Here is a 16453-nt window from a genome sequence, read left to right as displayed (position 1 = left end):
GGGCTAAAAAACATCATAGCTTAGAATAATCGTGCTCGCAATCCTGTTTATACGCCCGTACTGAATCCCCTTTTAGTGTGAATTAGGTCTGCCAATGTTAATAGCTTGCAAGCGGCACAGCCAGCTTTTCGGCCCTATAATATTTACAGGTTTCTTTTGCAGGAGACAGCTGATGACACTTGCGACCAATCTTCATCGATTACCCAACGGCTTGACGGTGCTCACCCGCGAGGTGCATACCGCGCCAATCGCGACCAACTGGATTTGGTATAAAGTTGGTGGGCGCAACGAACGGGTGGGCATTTCGGGCATTTCGCACTGGTGTGAGCATATGTTGTTCAAAGGTACACCATCGATGCCTAAAGGCGCGTTTGATGCCACGATTGCCCGCAATGGCGGTACATTCAATGGCTTTACTTGGATCGATTACACCGCCTATTATGAAACCCTGCCCGCCGATCGCCTCAGCTTGGGGTTGCAAATCGAAGCAGATCGCATGGTCAATTCATCGTTTGATCCTGATGAAGTCGCTTCTGAACGCACGGTCATTATTTCGGAACGCGAGGGCAACGAAAACAGCCCTAGTTTTTGGCTTGATGAAGAGTTACGTTCAACCGCCTTCAAAGTCCATCCTTATCGTAATGGGGTGATTGGCTGGAAGAGCGACTTGCGAGCCATGACCCGCGAAGATTTATACACCCACTACAAGACTTTTTACGCACCCAACAACGCGGTGTTGGTGGTCGTCGGGGCATTCAATACCGATGAAGTGCTCAAACAAATCGAAGCCTTGTATGGCCCGATTCCCCAAGGCTTGCCCTTGCCCGAAGTGCGCGGCGAGGAGCCAGAACAGCAGGGCGAACGCCGCGTCCATGTTTCGCGGCCTGGCCCCAACTCAATGATTCAAATTGCCTTCCATGCCCCACCAGCCACCTCACCTGATTGGGCCGCCTTGACCGTACTCGATGCAGTGTTGACGGGTGGTAAATCGCCTTCGTTTACAGGCGGCGGTGCTCAGACCAATCGCTCAGCTCGTTTGTATCGGGCCTTGGTTGAGGGCGAATTGGCCACTGGCGCTTATTCATCGTTTATGGCGACGCTTGATCCATTCTTATTTGAAATTGGGGCAACCGTGCGGCCTGATCGCACAGTCGAGCAAGTTGAGCAAGCACTCTACACTGAAATCGAAAAACTGCAACAAACACCAATCAGCGAGGCTGAATTGCAAAAAATTCAGCGCCAGGTGCGTGCCCAACAAGCCTATAGCCTCGAACGAATCAGCAATCAGGCCATGATGTTGGGCATGTGGCAAACCCTCGATTCCTATGAACGGGCCGATAGTTCGTTGGAAGAGATTGCAGCGGTGACTGCCGCCGATGTTCAACGAGTGGCCCAGCACTATCTAGCCCCACAAAAGCGCAATATCGGGGTCTTTACGCCGAGCAATAGCAGTGGCGGAGGCCAAATCACCCCAACTGCCCGTACATTTCACCCAGCCTTGAGTTTTTATGATGCCAAGGCGGCTGAAGCTGAAGCTACCGCTGCCGCCAACAATGCTCCCCAAGCAACCCGCCATGTGCTGAGCAATGGCATTGTGGTGTTATTGCAGCGCAATCCAAATAGCCCAACTGTTAGCATTCAGGGCGAAATCGCGCTGGGCCAAATCCATGAATCAAGCGCATTAAATGGCGTGGCCGTGTTCACCGCCGCCGCACTCACTCGTGGCACAACCAGCCGCAGTTTCCACGATATTACCAATCTTACCGAAGATCGTGGCTGCTCAATTTCGGCTAGCGCAGGCCGCCACAGCACTTCGTTTGGGGGCAAAGCCTTGAGCGATGATGCGCCATTAATCTTAGAATTATTGGCTGATGTGTTGCGCAACCCAACCTTCCCTGAGCGTGAAATCGAGCGTTTGCGCACCCAATTTACCACCATGCTGCGCCAAAGTGAGCAAGATACCCGTTCGCAAGCATCCAAAGCTGCGCGTGAACAACTGTATCCCAGCGATCATCCTTACTATTTTTCACCCAACGGCTCGTTAGATACCGTGCCTGGGATTACCACTGCGGATCTTGCCGCCTTTGCCAAGCGCTATCACCCTGCCGCGACCACGATTGCAATTGTTGGCGACATTGACGAAACGGCGATTTTGGCCGAAGTTGAGCGCTGGTTTGGCGATTGGCAAGGTCAAGGCGAGCCACCAACGACTGCCGTACCAAGCGTTGATCTGCCCCCTAGCGTGCTGCGCCGCGAAATTGAAGTCGCAGGCAAAACCCAATCCGACCTCGTTTGGGCCGTACCAGGTTTAGCCCGCACCGACCCTGATTTCTATGCAGCGATGATGGCTAATTTGGTGCTTGGCCAATTGGGCTTGATGGGGCGTTTAGGCGAAAATGTACGTGATAAACAAGGCCTCGCCTATTATGCCACCAGCCGCATCGATGCCGATGTTGGGGCTGGCGCGTGGATCATCTATGCTGGGATCAACGCCAAAAATGTTGATCGGGCACTCAGCGCCATCCAAGAGGAAGTTGATCGCTTGTTGGCTGAAGGGATTAGCGAACTCGAACGCAGCGATTCGGTGGCCTATCTCACAGGGATGTTGGGGATTAGTCTTGAGGCCAATAGTGGCATCGCCAATATGTTGCTGAATATCGAACGCTACAACTTAGGCCTCGATTATGTACAGCGCTATCCCGAAATTATCGGTTCGGTTACGCTTGAGCAGATTCATGCTGCCGCCAAACGCTTGCTTTCCAGCGAGCGCTATGTAATTGGAGTAGCAGGACCAGCCGCCTAAGTTATAAGTGGTGGGTTCCGCGCCCCTCGCCCCTCACTCGCTCGACGGGCGAGGGGCGAGGGTAGGTTGACTCCTCACCCCAACCCCTCTCCCACTGCGGTGGGTGAGGGGTTCGCTTACAAGAATAGATTTTAAGTCCCCTCACCCCAACCCCTCTCCCACTGCGGTGGGTGAGGGGCGTTCCCTCCTTCATGCTTGATGACTGGGAACGAGCGATCACAGTTTAGCGAGTTGCTGCGGCGATAGCCGATTCTAGATCATGCCACAGATCGGCGGCATCCTCAATCCCAACGCTCAAACGCAACAAGGCTGGCGGTAGATGCTCCTGCCCGGGAATTGCCGCCCGTCGTTCCATGGTCGATTCAACTGCTCCAAGGCTCGTGGCATGATGAATTAATTTAACTTGCTGACACACATGATCAGCAGCCACAGCGCCACCCAACACATCAAACGAAATAATTGTGCCAAAACCCTTGAGTACCCGTTGAGCGACGGCATGGGTTGGGTGCGATCGAAGCCCAGGGTAACGCACGCGCATAATCTGTGGATGAGCCTCAAGTCGCTCGGCCAGCAGCATGGCCGTTTGTTGCGCCCGTTGCAAACGCACCGCCAAGGTGCGTGCACCGCGTACCGCCAAATAAGCTTCGAGCGTGCCAGGGGTTGCGCCAGTTAACTCACGCGATTTCTTGAGCGCATGCCAAAGCGCCGCATCGTTGGTCGTCGCTACGCCAGCCAATAAATCTGAGTGGCCGCCAATAAATTTCGTCGCCGATTGAATTGCAACGGTTGCGCCAAACGCCAGTGGTTGCTGATTTAACGGCGTGGCAAAGGTATTATCGACCACGACAATCGCGCTGGGTTTACGTGGCGCAGCACAAATCAGTTCAAGATCGGCCACGGTCAGCAATGGATTCGATGGCGATTCAAGCCAAATGAGGTCGGCATCGGCACAGGCTCGCACCCATGCTTCAGTATCATCGACCGCTACCCGCTGCACCGACCAACGCCCACGCTGTTGTCCAGCAGCAGCAAGGCCAGCAACGCCTTGATAACAATCATCGGGCAAGGCAACCTGTGAGCCAACCGCCAGTTGATCAAACACTGCGGCAATCGCAGCCATGCCCGAAGCAAACGCCAAGGCCTTGCCACCCTCTAAGCCACCAACCACCGCCTCAAGCGCTTCCCAAGTTGGCGTGCCATCATCACGCGAATATTCACGGCCACTGCCAATGATAAAGTTCGATGCAGGAACCAAGGGCACATTCAATGGATCGCCTGGCTGCGAACCGCGCCCCGCTGAAACCAACCATGATTCTGGTTTGATGCTGGCTGAATCTTGGCCCATTGTGCAGTACCTCGCAAACAACGAAAATCCTGAAGCCCGAGCACGATCATAGCAAATCAGCGCAAGCACTTCAAATTGCGAGGCTTGACAATCGCTTAATCTATATTACTATTAGATATATAACGCAAGGATATATTATGGAACATGTGATTCTAGGGTTGTTGATGCTCAGGCAACGCAGCATCTACGAGATCAAGAAAATTCTCGAAGAGACGATTTCGTTGTTTTATAGTGCCAGCTTTGGCAGCATCAACAGCGCGATTGAAAAATTGGTGGCAAAACAAGCAGTGACGGTGCAGGAGCAGGTTGAGAGTGGGCGATTCAAAAAAATTTATAGCATCACGCCAAGCGGCCAAGCGCTGTTTGAGCAATGGCTGGCGAGCGCAATTCCCCAAGAGAAGGTCAAAGATCCAGCCTTGACCCGTTTGTTTTTTATGGGCTTTCTCGCCCCAAGCGAGCAAATTCGGCTCTTGCGTGAACATCTTGGGAGTGTGCAAATAGTACATGCCCAACTCAACAGCTTGTTGCGTGAGCGCGAGCAAATCAATGTGGCAGCTGAACAACAAGCGCTCGCCGATTTTCAATGGCTAACCTTGGAATATGGTGTAGCCTACTACAGTTTCAATATTAATTGGTATCAACAACTGCTAAGCAAACTTGAGGAATCTGGCAATGAGTAATCAATTAAGCGCTAAAACGATTAATATACACGATTTTGATTTACACTACTATACCGTAGGCAACCCCGACAACCCAGCTTTGATCTTAATTCATCCAGCGTTTGGCGATCATCAATGCTTTGCTCAGCAGATTGATAGCTTCGCCAAATTGCATTATGTCATCTTAATCGATTTACCTGGTCATGGTCGTTCGCAACCAAGCAAAGCCTTGATTGGCATCGAACGCACACCTGAATATTTGGCCGCCATCTTGCAAAACGAAAACCAAGCACAAGCTCATGTGTTGGGCGTTTCGCTTGGCTCGTTGATCGCTCAAGAATTCGCCTATCGGTATCCGCATTTGGTGGCTAGCGTGACGGTTGTTGGTGGCTACAGTATTTTTGGCGATCAACGGGCGGTGATGCGGGCGCAACGCAAAGAAATGCTCAAATGGATGTTCATGGTGCTATTTTCAATTGAGCGTTTTCGGCGCTATGTGGCAAAGATCAGCGTGTTTTATTCGGCTGGTCAGGAATTATTTTATCAACGTATGCAGTTTTTTTCGCGCTCATCATTTCGCTTGATGAGCAAGTTGAATCAAATTATGCATCCAAACGAAGTAGCACCCCAACAAAAACTCTTGGTTTTGGTGGGCGAGCACGATCAGCCAATTGCCTTGCAAGCAGCCCGCGAATGGCAACAACAGCAACCAACGATCGACTACCATGTGCTACCAAACGCTGGGCATTGCGCCAATATGGATAATCCAACGCTTTTCAATCAATTGGTGCTCGATTTTCTGCATTCCGCCCCAAAACCGCATAATTAATCCTGTAACAACTGCGTAACATCGCGGCGCTATGCTCAAAATATATCATTTTGAAGCAAACGAGGCCGCAATGCAAACACTCCTTTGGTGGATTTACTGGCCACTTAGTTGGCTATTGATTGTCGCCAGCGCTTGGTATCTGCCCAATCGCTGGCGAAACAGCGTCGGTTGGAGCATATTGGGGTTCGGAGGAGCACTCAGCTTATATCTAGCAATCGATTTAGACCCTTGGCAACGCTTGCTCACCAGCACAGCCGGATTAATTCTCTTGCTCAAAGCTGTCGTACTTTTGCAAATTCCCCGTCAAGAACTGCAACGGTATTCGCATGTTGGTTTAGGCTTGTTTATGACGATCTGGCCAGGCATGAATCCAGCCCCTTTTCGCCAACGCCGCCAGATTCAACGCGATCTTGGCCCGACAATTATTCAAGGTTGGGTTGGAGTTATGGCTGGCAGTTGTGGTTTGATTCTCAGTGCTTATCTCTTGCCATGGCTTGGCCAAGCATGGGCAAGTTGGGCAGCAATTCTCAGTATTTTAGGGATTGTGCACTTTGGTTTAGCCTATTGGCTCAATGCCGGGTTATGGTATTGGGGTTGGCCAGTGGCCGCCTTATTTCGGCAGCCCCTCCAAAGCCGCTCCTTACGCGATTTTTGGAGTGTGCGGTGGAACATTGCGTTTGTTGAGATGAACAAACAACTTTTTTTACGCCGCTTAGGCCGCTACGGCCCAAGTACGCTCGTGATAGGAATCTTTCTACTGTCAGGGATATTCCACGAACTTGGTTTAAGCTATCCGGCACAAGCAGGTTGGGGTCAAGCAATGGCCTACTTTGGGTTGCATGCTGGGCTAATGTGGCTTGAGCGAACGTTTAATTTAGCTCAACGCTGGCCACAATGGATCTTAAGTTGTTGGACATGGCTAGCCATCCTTGGGCCTTTGTCATGGTTGTTTCATCAACAATTTCGCCAAGCGCTGATTGTACCTGCCCTACATTGGGCCTAAGCACTATTGCATAGTCAGCCGCTTGATTGGTATTTTGGCTGGGGCATCAGTTTGGCAGCTTTGGCTCATGGCATAATTTTGCTGGCGAGTTCTCAAGTGCCCAAACAACTGAATTGGCGGCAAGATCTCGCCAAATTAACGCCGTTTAACCGCAAAATTATGTGGACGTATGGCGGCTTTATTGTGCTTTGCATCATCGTCTTTGGTTGTTTGTTGGCTTGGCTCAAGAGCGATATTTTGCAAGGGCAACCAGCCGCGTTAGGTCTGGTTGCCTTCAATGGACTCTTTTGGACAACGCGAGTTATTGTTGATTTTAGCTATTTCAAACATAGCGATTGGCCATCAGGGCTGCTATTTGTGATTGGTCATTGCTGCCTTAGCACAACCTTTATTGCCATCGTGATCGTCGATTGGTCTGTGCTTGCTTGGCACATACTAACCTAGTCAATGGGCTAGGCTAATTAAGCTATATCCCTTATTTAGTTGCCCACGGCAAATAAACCCGAAACTGATGGATTGAGGTTGTCGTGGGCAAGGCGGTCTCAGTTGGTACAACCGTGTTGGTATAAGTCGCTGTTAGTGTTGCGGTATTCGTCACCGTTGGAATTCCAGTTGGCGTAGCCGTTGCCGTATTCGTCACCGTTGGAATTTCAGTTGGCGTGGCCGTTGCCGTATTCGTCGCCGTTTCAGTTGGCGTAGCTGTTGCCGTATTCGTCACCGTTGGAATTTCAGTTGGCGTGGCCGTTGGCGTAGCTGTATCCGTCGCCGTCGGAATGGCGGTTGGCGTTGCAGTCGCCGTTTCAGTTGGCGTTGCAGTCGGCGTGGCCGTTGCCGTTGGAATGTCGGTTGGAATTTCAGTCGCCGTATTCGTCGCCGTTGGAATTTCAGTCGGCGTTTCAGTTACGGTATTTGTCGCTGTTGGAATGTCGGTTGGCGTGGCCGTTGCAGGAATTTGGGTCGCAGCCGAGCCTGGATTATAGACCTCGAAAATTCGCGATTGGCTGCTACTGGCTTGAGTTCCGCCAGCGGGCACATAGATTCGCCCGCCAACCAAGATTGGAGCATGACCCTGACGGGCAGTTGGCATCGGGGCAACACTGCGCCAACTCTTAGTCAACGGGTTATACACATCAACTCGATTGCTCACACCGGCCTGATCGGCCCCGCCCAGCAGATAGAACTCACCTTTATACCAAATTGCTTGGCCCAGATCGGCACGAGCTTGGGGTAATGGCGGAATCGTTGGATCGCTGGCGCTGCTCGTCCACGTTTGGGTCAGTGGATCATAGATTTGCAGATCGTTGCTGGCAGCACCGATTGTACCACTCGCCCGCCCACCAAACAGATAGAAAAAATGGCCATCTGTGCCACCAGCAGCACCATTACGCGCCAATGGCATGTTTGGCAAATTGGCCCAAGTGTTGGCGGTTGGATCATAGGCGGCATGATAATTTGAGGTATTGCCGCTGACAATGCCGCCTGCAACATAGATTTTGCCATCAATGAATGCAGAGCTAGCCGCCATTGTCGCAAATGGCATGGCCGTGCCTTGCGACCAACTATTGCTGGAAGGTTGGTAAATTTGCACTTTGCCTGCGCTTGTGCCTGCCCCGCCAAACAAATAGAGCCGCTGGTTCCAGACTTGGGCACTGTGGCTATGGGTTTTATAGGGGCGTTGCGCCAAGCCAGCATTCCACGAATTCGCCCCAAGATCAAAGGCAGCGGTTGCACCATTGCTCTCACCAACCAGATACATTTTATTGCCGATAACCCCGCCAGAAGCCTCGCCCAGTGAGATCGGCAAGGTTCGCGCTAATTCCCAGTGATTTTCAAGCTGGCCGATCCACATTTCGGGATTGGGCACATAGCCACCAGTCGTTACCAAAATTTTGTTGCCATAGGCTGCGGCAACTGGAGTTTTGCGCACCCCAGGAATCGAGGTTAATTTCATCCAAACATCATCATTGGGGTCGTACAGCATCACATCGGCAGAAGCCAAGCCATAATCGCCGCCATTAACCGAGCCGCCCACGACCATAATTCGGCCATCGACTTCAAACACCGATGAGGTAATATGCCCGCGACCTTTGGGCAAATCAGCGACTCGTGTCCAAGTGTCAGTGCTGGGGTCATAACGATTGACTTCAACTTGAGCGGCTGTTGATTCGGCAGCTAAATATTGGCCGCCAATTGCATAGACATAGCCATTGAGCGTCGCCGCTCCAAGGTGATTGCGGGCATTGGGCATGGGTGCGGCAGTGCGCCAAACTTGAGTATCCAAATTCAGTACAAAATGTTTGTTGCTATCCCATTCTTCGAGGTGCAAATTACGCCGATGCGCTCCACCAAAAAAGTGAATTTCGCGGCCAAGTTTGGTTGCCCCAGCAGCGCCGCGATCTTCGGGCAAATCGGGGCCACGGCTCCAAGCATTGGTCAGCGTGTTATAGACCCACACATGATCAGTGCTACCACCAGGCGAATTGCCAATATAGCCACCCAATACATAAATCAAATGGCCATCGGCAACCACAGGGGCATGAGTCATCGCTTCGGGAATATTAGCGCAGATTCGCCATTGATTAGTAGTGATGTTATAGGCAAAAACCGTATCAGTAGCCTCAACTTGGTTGGTATAAAAACCGCCGATCACATACAAGCTATCACCAACAACTGCCCCGCCAGCCTCAAATCGCGCCAACGGAATCGGCTGAAACGTATTCCAATTAAACATATTAGTGGTTGTAGTAATAGCAGGAGTGGGGGATTCAAGTGGAATTTGGGCTTGAGTTGGTTTCAACCAGGCTAGAGCGACCAAACTAAGCACGACCAACAACACCGACCAACGAACCGCAATCAAACGCATAATTTCCCTGTTACAAGCAGCTATCGGCAGCAATTGCCGCCAATACACAAACTGGATATAGCCAAAACGTCCGGCGCAGGCTATTATACAAACATAGTCAAGAGTAAAGAGCCAACAAGTTTCACATTTATTCACAGTGCTGCAACAACTGTGAAACCTTTGTCGTCCAACCCATGCCAAAACCATAGGAGGAAGTTATGCAACCATATACCGAGCATGATACCGAACGCGCTCGCCAAATTGAGGCCGCTCAAGCCAACTATCCAATCTATCCAACCAATCAACAAACGCCCAGCAATAAACTGTTACAACAACTAACCGCCCAGCGTGATTCACGCGGGATCGCGGCGATTGCCCTGATTGTGTTTGGGGTTTTATGGTTTCTAGCTCGTTTGATGGGTGGCGATAGCATTGCCTTTAATTTTGGGATCGATCCCGACGCATTTATCCCAAGCATGATTTTATTTACAATTGCCAGCTGTTTCTTCTTCTTTGCCTTTGCCAAGCGGCTGTTTGGGCTATTTATCCCCGCTAGCATTCTGACAGGATTGGCCGTGGGAATTCCCTTCGCCAACCTGACCAATGGTATGTCGGTAGTGTGGGGGTTGGCCTTGGGCTTTGGGGCAATTGGCTTGCTGGGTAAGCCAATGTTTGGCACGAATGGCTTTTGGGGCTTTATTCCAGCTTCGATTTTGTTTGTGGTCGGAACGATCATTGCAATTGCCACCTTGCCAGGTCTGCTAAGTATTGGTATGGTATGGGTGCCGATAATGCTAATCGGGGCAGGTCTATACCTTGGGTGGGGCCGCAACCGGATCTAGTCAGACTCGGCAGTATTGAACAACCACGGAGCCAATTCCTCGGCTTCGTGGTTTTTTTGTGGCCTCAAGCCTGCTATAGTAGCCCACTAGCTAGCTTAAGGAGTTCAATCTGATGCAACAAGCACCAACCAAGCCACGTTGGCAACCTGATCTTTCCGAAACGACATTCAATGGTTTGCGGGCATTGCTCATTTCGAGTGCAGCCACCCTTGGCTTAATTGCAATCTTTTGGTGGCTGACCAGCTTGATCAATCCTGAAATTAGCCAATTTGATCGGGCTGGCTTGGCTGGTGGTTTTTGGCTGCGCACGCAGTTGCCCTACCTCAACCCAATTTTTCACCTCGCGACATGGATTGGGACACTGTATGGATTGGCCTTGCAAACATTAATTGTCGGCTATTGGCTCTATCGGCGTAAGCCAGCAGCATGGCGCAGTCGCTTGAGCTTAATTATTTTGGCCCTGCTTGGCGCGGCCATTTGGATGACCTTGCTCAAACAGGGCTTTGCCCGGCCACGCCCGAGCATCTTCGAGCCAGCCTACCAGATTAGCACCTACAGTTTCCCCAGTGGCCATGCCATGGCCGCAGCAGCTTGGTATGGCAGTATGGCCATAGCGCTCAGTTACGGCCATACTCAATCACGGCGTTGGGGGATTATTATTGGGTTGGCAGCCATGGCAGTGTTGATCGGCACATCGCGGGTTGTGTTCGCGGTGCATTATCCAACCGATATTAGTGCAGGATGGATTGGCGGAATCGCTTGGTTGGCCTGCTTGCGGGCAGTTTGGCATGGCATTAGTTGGCAACGCCAGCGCCGCCAATCGAATTAGCCTAAAAGCTGTTTCGCCACGATATAGCCAGAACCACCATTAATCCCATGGCCCGGCCATGTTGCTGCTCCCAGCATAAAAATATTCGGAACCAGCGTGCGATGGCTAGGTTGGGCGGGCAAAGGACTCAATAGATAGCTTTGGGCTAAATCATGTGCCCCACCGTAAGGATCTCCAGGCCCAAGATTGGGGCTGAATTGGGCTAAACTGGTTGGTGTAACCGTGTGTAAGCCGACAACACTCGATGGAATATTGGGAATATGGCGCTCAACAATTGCCAAAATGCGCTCAACAAAGCGCTGGGTTAAATCGCCAGTCCAAGTACCATCGCCAACTGCGATCTGTCCGGCGGCATCGCCAATCGGGCGACATGGCACTTCAAGCACTTGGATTCGCATAATCGCTTTGCCTGCTGGCGCACGGGTTGGGTCAAGGTTGGTCGGGCAATCGACGGTAAACGTTGGATTGATTGGCAACAAACCTGCCATCGCTTGGGCCACGGCCAAGGTACATTGATTTAGGCCATCGGTTAAATGCGGCTGACCAATTCGATTAAAACGCGCATCAGGCCAACGTGGCGGCTCACTCAACGCCAAATGAATTTGAACACAACCACGGCCATAGCGAAATTCTTTGGCTTGTTGCAGCACATGCTCCGGCTGCGGCGAATCGGCCAACAAACGCAAATACAATTGATCAGGATTGACCGAAGCGATCACATGTTCACGCACGCCAAAGGCTTCGCCAGTATTAGTATGCACTTCGCTGGCCTTGCCATTGCTCAGCACAATCCGCGTGGCGGCTGTTTGCGTGCGAATTACCCCACCATGGTCGCTGATCAAACTACCCAAAGCGCGGGCTAATTGTTCGCTGCCACCTTCGGGAGTTGCCATGCCCGCGCCCATCGTCGCCAACACAATCAGATAGACCCATAAACCGCTGCCAATTTCATCGGGAGTGCGGCCAAGGTGCATCACCCAAGGCGCAAGCATGGCCTGCATCACTGGCGATTGAAATGGGCTGACCACATTTCGCGCTGTTTCAAACAACAATTTACTAAATGGCGAATAGCCAGTTTCGCTCCGCAGCAACCGTTGAATCATCGTTTGCGCCGTTGGCGATTGCAAATCCATCGAAAATAAGCCAAAAACATCTTCAACATAGGGGTTGAATGAAGCTAACATTTGACCAAGCACCGCGCCATCGCCTGTGGCTAAACGCTCAGCTTCGGCCAACGCCGCCTCGAAGGCTTGGGGCAAAATCGCCGTGCGCCCATCGCTAAACGAAACTCCAGTTGGAATATCGGTGTTGATGTAGCGCAAACCACGCGCCGTCAAATCTGCGCCAAGGTCGGCATAGGCTTGGCTGGTGGTAAATAATGGGTGAGCCGAGGAATAGACGTCATGTTTGAAGCCAGGTAAGGTCAGTTCTTCCGTCCGTACCAAGCCGCCAATCCGATCGTTGTTTTCGAGCACCAACACCGATTTGCCTGCCCGCGCCAAGTAGGCCGCCGCGATCAGGGCATTGTGTCCGCTGCCAATCACCACAACATCATAGCTGTCCATAACGTTCCTTTCACACCACACATACACGGCAAGAAGGTCTTTGTATATAGCTATTCAAACAGCAGTGTCAAGTAGCAGACAAATTTTGTAGCTGTTTTTGTAGCACTTGTGGCATTGCAGCAGCAACTCTTAATATGTTTTAATACTCTCACTGAAATAAGTCTGGTCTTTTCACCAAAGGAGCGACAACGATGTTCTCGAATGTACGATTTTCTTCCCGTGGAGCATCACGCCTAGCTTTGTTAGCATGTTTGGTGCTCAGCCCAATGCTTTTGTTGGGCCAGCCTCAAAGCACATTTGCCGCCACCAACCTCGCGCTCGGCAAAACTGCCGTCGCCTCGACCAGTGAAAACGCTGATTTTGGCGCAGCACTGGCACTCGATGGTAACGTGAATACCCGTTGGAGCAGCACGTTTGCCGACGGTCAATGGCTGCGCGTCGATCTTGGCAGCGTCCAAAGCTTCAATAATGTGGTGCTGCGCTGGGAAGCTGCTTACGCCAGCAGCTATCGCATTCAAACTTCAAACGATGCCAACACATGGACAACCATCCAAACCATCACCAATAGCGATGGTAATGTTGACGATTTGAGCATCAGTGGCACAGGTCGCTATGTTCGCGTCGAAAGCATCACCCGCGCCACCCCCTATGGCATCTCGTTGTTTGAATTTGAAGTCTATGGCAATGCTGGCAGCAGCAATATTGCCTTGAACAAAACGACCAGCGCCTCAAGCAGCGAAAATGCTGCAACGACCGCCAATTTTGCCGTTGATGGCAATGTGAATACTCGTTGGAGCAGCACATTTGCCGATGGTCAATGGCTGCGCGTCGATTTTGGCAGCGTCCAAAGTTTCAATCGAGTGGTCTTACGCTGGGAAGCTGCCTACGCCACCAGCTATCGGGTGCAAACCTCGAACGATGCTAACAGCTGGACGACCATCCAAACCGTCACGAATAGCGATGGCAATGTTGACGATTTAAGCATCAGCGGTAGTGGCCGCTATGTTCGGATCGAAAGCGTTACTCGCGCCACGCAGTATGGCATTTCGTTGTTCGAGTTGGAAGTGTATAGCGGCAGCATCCAACCAACGGTGCAGCCAACCACCCAACCAACCACTCAACCGACGGTACAGCCAACCGCCCAACCAACTACTATTCCGGGCAACTGTACAACTTCAACCAATATTGCCTTGAACAAACCAGCCTATGCCTGGTTCTACGAATCGAAAACCTCAAGCCCAGCCCAAGCCGTCGATGGCAATGCCACGACCACTCGCTGGAGCCATCTCTGGTATCCAAGCGGCCCAGCCAATGCTTGGTTGTATGTTGATTTAGGCTCAACTAATGCCACAATCAACCGCGTGCGCATCTTGTGGGAATCAGCCTACGCCGCCGATTACCAAATTCAAGTCTCGAATGATCGCAGCAACTGGTCGAACATACGCAGCGTGGTTGGCAACACCCAAACCACCAACGACTACAATCTCACGCCAATTACTGGGCGCTACCTGCGAATCAACATGACCAAAAAGGGCACTGAATATGGCTACTCCATTTGGGAATTAGAAGTGTATGGCTGTAATGCAGGCAACCCCAGCTATGATCCCGCGCCAACCCCATTGACTGGCAATTTCAGCCGCGTTTGGGTTGAAAACTTCGATGGCACCAGCCTGAACATGAACAACTGGGCCTATGATAACGATGTTCATGTCAATGGTGAACAACAACAATACACCAGCAACAACGTCGCCGTCAGCGGTGGCACCTTGAAAATCACCGCCCGCAAAGAAACCGCCAACGGCTATCCTTTCACCTCGGGCCGGATCTTTGGCCTAGGTCGTCAGAGCTTCTTATATGGCAAAATGGTTGCCCGCATGAAGATGCCAGTTGGTGAAGGCTACTGGCCAGCCTTCTGGATGATGGGCGCAAATATCAATGAAGTTGGCTGGCCTGGCAACGGTGAGCTGGATATTATGGAAAATATCGGCTATGGCAACTGGACTTCAGGGGCACTTCACGGCCCAGGCTACTGGGGAGCAGGCTCGGCAGGCGGCTTAGTCAACTTGCCAGCAGGCCAAACCACCGGCGCTTGGCATACCTACGCCGTCGAATGGGACCCAACCTATATCAAATGGTTCGTCGATGATCGTGAAATTCTGAGCTTCACTCGCGCCCAAATCATCGCCGATTATGGCCAATGGACGTATAACAATCCCAAGTTCTTTATCTTGAATTTGGCCTTGGGCGGCGAATATCCCGCTGGCTACAACGGCTGTACTGGCAATCCATTGCCAGCAGGCTGTGCCTACTTTGGAGTCAAGCAATCAACCGTCGATAGCATTGTGGCTGGTAATGGCTTGCTCGAAGTTGATTACGTTGAAGTATGGCAAAAACCAGCTGCAACAACCCAAGGTGCTCAATATTTGCCTTTGGCGCAACAAGAAAACTAACCAACTGATCGTTCGATCAGCAACCCGACGGATGCATTAGTGCATTCGTCGGGTTATAGTTTAAGTGGCAAATCCTATCAAGGAGCAAATTCATGTCCACAGTTATCAATCTCGTCGAGAAATTTGGCCATTTCAACGATTATTGTAACCCCCGAGTTGTCGGCGAACTCAACGGTCAGCAGGTCAAGCTAGTCAAACTTCAAGGGGCTTTCGAGTGGCATCATCATGAGCATGAGGATGAATTATTTTTCGTGGTACAAGGCCGTTTGCGCATGCAGTTACGTGATGGAGACCAAGTGCTCAACCCAGGCGAAATGATCATTGTTCCGCGTTGCGTAGAGCATTGTCCGGTTGCCGAAACCAAGGAAGTTTGGTTGATGTTGTTTGAGCCAGCCACCACCCTTAACACTGGCAACCTACAAAATGAGCGCACTCGCACGGAGCTAGAACACATTTAATAGGATCAGCCGCTCAGAATAGTAAACCCTGAGCGGCTGATCACATTGATTAAATTGAGCCGCTCACATAGGCTTGGCCAATAGTGAAAGTCATCAGCACAAACAAAAATGAGCCAACCGTGACTAGTGCGGCAAAACGGGTTTTGATCTGTGGCCGCGCAATTGGAATCCAGTAGAACAACGAGCAAAAGAAGAGTGGAGCTAATCCACCAACATAATGGATATACAACTGCACAACCCCTAAGCCCTGATCAAGCAGCTTGATGCCCAATAGTGCTTGCAGCATAATCACCAGTTGCATGCTAATAATCGCCAAATTTGCCCAACGATTAAGCTGTTTGCCCTTCCAAGCCAACCAACAGACATAGCCCATCGTCAAAATACTGACCGTTACCACCAGCATCCCCATGTTCAGGTGGACAGTCGGCGAAAGGAACAAGCGATCGATCACGAAGACCTCCTAAATAGATTCTGAGAACCATTCTCACCGCAATCCAAACTGTATCATAAAAAGCTGGCTTAATAAAAAAACTGCCCTGTTCGTTGAATGAACAGGGCAGTTGCAATTTAGGAGAGTTATTCGCCTTTCATTGCCATTGGTAAGAAAATCTTGTTTTGGGTTGGCTGAACCGTACTTGTAGCCGTCGCGGTTGGTGTTAGCGTTGGCGTTAGGGTCGCCGTTGCCGTTGCCGTCGCGGTCGCTGTGGCCGTAGCAATCGCAGTCGCAGTGACCGTCGGAATTGGTGTATTCGTTACGGTTGCAATCGCAGTTGCTGTCGCGGTTGCAATTGCTGTCGCCGTCGCTGTTGGCACATTGGTTGCCGTTGC

General features: G+C 51.2%; 14 protein-coding genes. 9 read left to right on the top strand and 5 right to left on the bottom strand.

Annotation, left to right across the window (positions count from 1 at the left end):
• Positions 1-172 precede the first annotated feature (172 nt).
• Positions 173-2803: a M16 family metallopeptidase gene (locus DEF47_RS03315; RefSeq protein ID WP_012190345.1), complete on the top strand. Its 2631-nt coding sequence runs from the start codon at positions 173-175 to the stop codon at positions 2801-2803.
• Between the two features lie 223 nt (positions 2804-3026).
• Here DEF47_RS03315 and DEF47_RS03310 read toward each other — a convergent pair whose 3' ends face one another.
• Positions 3027-4148: a trans-sulfuration enzyme family protein gene (locus tag DEF47_RS03310; protein ID WP_012190346.1), complete on the bottom strand. Its 1122-nt coding sequence runs from the start codon at positions 4146-4148 to the stop codon at positions 3027-3029.
• A 137-nt stretch (positions 4149-4285) separates the two neighbouring features.
• Between DEF47_RS03310 and DEF47_RS03305 the strand changes: the two genes are divergently transcribed.
• From DEF47_RS03305 to DEF47_RS03290, 4 genes are all read left to right on the top strand, one after another.
• Positions 4286-4828: a PadR family transcriptional regulator gene (locus DEF47_RS03305; RefSeq protein ID WP_012190347.1), complete on the top strand. Its 543-nt coding sequence runs from the start codon at positions 4286-4288 to the stop codon at positions 4826-4828.
• Positions 4821-5636, top strand: a complete 816-nt coding sequence (locus DEF47_RS03300; RefSeq protein WP_012190348.1) for an alpha/beta fold hydrolase — start codon at positions 4821-4823, stop codon at positions 5634-5636. The genes DEF47_RS03305 and DEF47_RS03300 overlap by 8 nt, the downstream gene beginning before the upstream one ends.
• Positions 5637-5706: 70 nt before the next feature.
• Positions 5707-6639 carry a wax synthase family protein gene (locus DEF47_RS03295; RefSeq protein ID WP_012190349.1) on the top strand — a complete coding sequence of 311 codons (933 nt, stop codon included), beginning with the start codon at positions 5707-5709 and terminating at the stop codon, positions 6637-6639.
• A 6-nt stretch (positions 6640-6645) separates the two neighbouring features.
• Entirely contained in the window at positions 6646-7083 is a 438-nt protein-coding gene (locus tag DEF47_RS03290; RefSeq protein WP_041304539.1) for a hypothetical protein, read from the top strand.
• A 31-nt stretch (positions 7084-7114) separates the two neighbouring features.
• Here DEF47_RS03290 and DEF47_RS03285 read toward each other — a convergent pair whose 3' ends face one another.
• Positions 7115-9502, bottom strand: coding sequence for a Kelch repeat-containing protein (locus tag DEF47_RS03285; protein WP_012190351.1), 2388 nt, complete (start codon positions 9500-9502; stop codon positions 7115-7117).
• 197 nt (positions 9503-9699) lie between these two features.
• Here DEF47_RS03285 and DEF47_RS03280 point away from each other — a divergent pair, with 197 nt between their 5' ends.
• Positions 9700-10323 (top strand): hypothetical protein, encoded by a 624-nt coding sequence (locus DEF47_RS03280; RefSeq protein ID WP_012190352.1) that lies wholly within the window; start codon positions 9700-9702, stop codon positions 10321-10323.
• 112 nt (positions 10324-10435) lie between these two features.
• A complete protein-coding gene (locus DEF47_RS03275) occupies positions 10436-11152 on the top strand; it encodes a phosphatase PAP2 family protein (protein ID WP_012190353.1) in 717 nt (238 codons plus the stop codon).
• Here DEF47_RS03275 and DEF47_RS03270 read toward each other — a convergent pair.
• A complete protein-coding gene (locus DEF47_RS03270) occupies positions 11149-12717 on the bottom strand; it encodes a phytoene desaturase family protein (protein ID WP_012190354.1) in 1569 nt (522 codons plus the stop codon). The genes DEF47_RS03275 and DEF47_RS03270 overlap by 4 nt on opposite strands.
• A 191-nt stretch (positions 12718-12908) precedes the next feature.
• On the opposite strand from DEF47_RS03270, the gene DEF47_RS03265 reads away from it, so the two are divergent.
• Both DEF47_RS03265 and DEF47_RS03260 read left to right on the top strand, forming a co-directional pair.
• Entirely contained in the window at positions 12909-15167 is a 2259-nt protein-coding gene (locus DEF47_RS03265; RefSeq protein ID WP_012190355.1) for a discoidin domain-containing protein, read from the top strand.
• A 92-nt stretch (positions 15168-15259) separates the two neighbouring features.
• On the top strand, positions 15260-15625 hold the full coding sequence (locus DEF47_RS03260) for a cupin domain-containing protein (RefSeq protein ID WP_012190356.1): 366 nt from the start codon (positions 15260-15262) through the stop codon (positions 15623-15625).
• A 49-nt stretch (positions 15626-15674) separates the two neighbouring features.
• On the opposite strand, the gene DEF47_RS03255 is transcribed toward DEF47_RS03260, so the two are convergent.
• Together DEF47_RS03255 and DEF47_RS03250 are read right to left on the bottom strand one after the other, a co-directional pair.
• Complete coding sequence (locus DEF47_RS03255) at positions 15675-16076, bottom strand: hypothetical protein (protein WP_012190357.1); 402 nt, start codon at positions 16074-16076, stop codon at positions 15675-15677.
• Between the two features lie 125 nt (positions 16077-16201).
• Positions 16202-16453: hypothetical protein (locus DEF47_RS03250; protein ID WP_287044962.1), on the bottom strand; the 252-nt coding region annotated here is incomplete at its 5' end.

It is taken from the genome of Herpetosiphon sp., assembly GCF_003512625.1.
Lineage (GTDB): Bacteria > Chloroflexota > Chloroflexia > Chloroflexales > Herpetosiphonaceae > Herpetosiphon > Herpetosiphon aurantiacus.
Note: the sequence above shows the minus strand (reverse complement) of the source record. Positions and strands in the feature narration are given on the sequence as shown.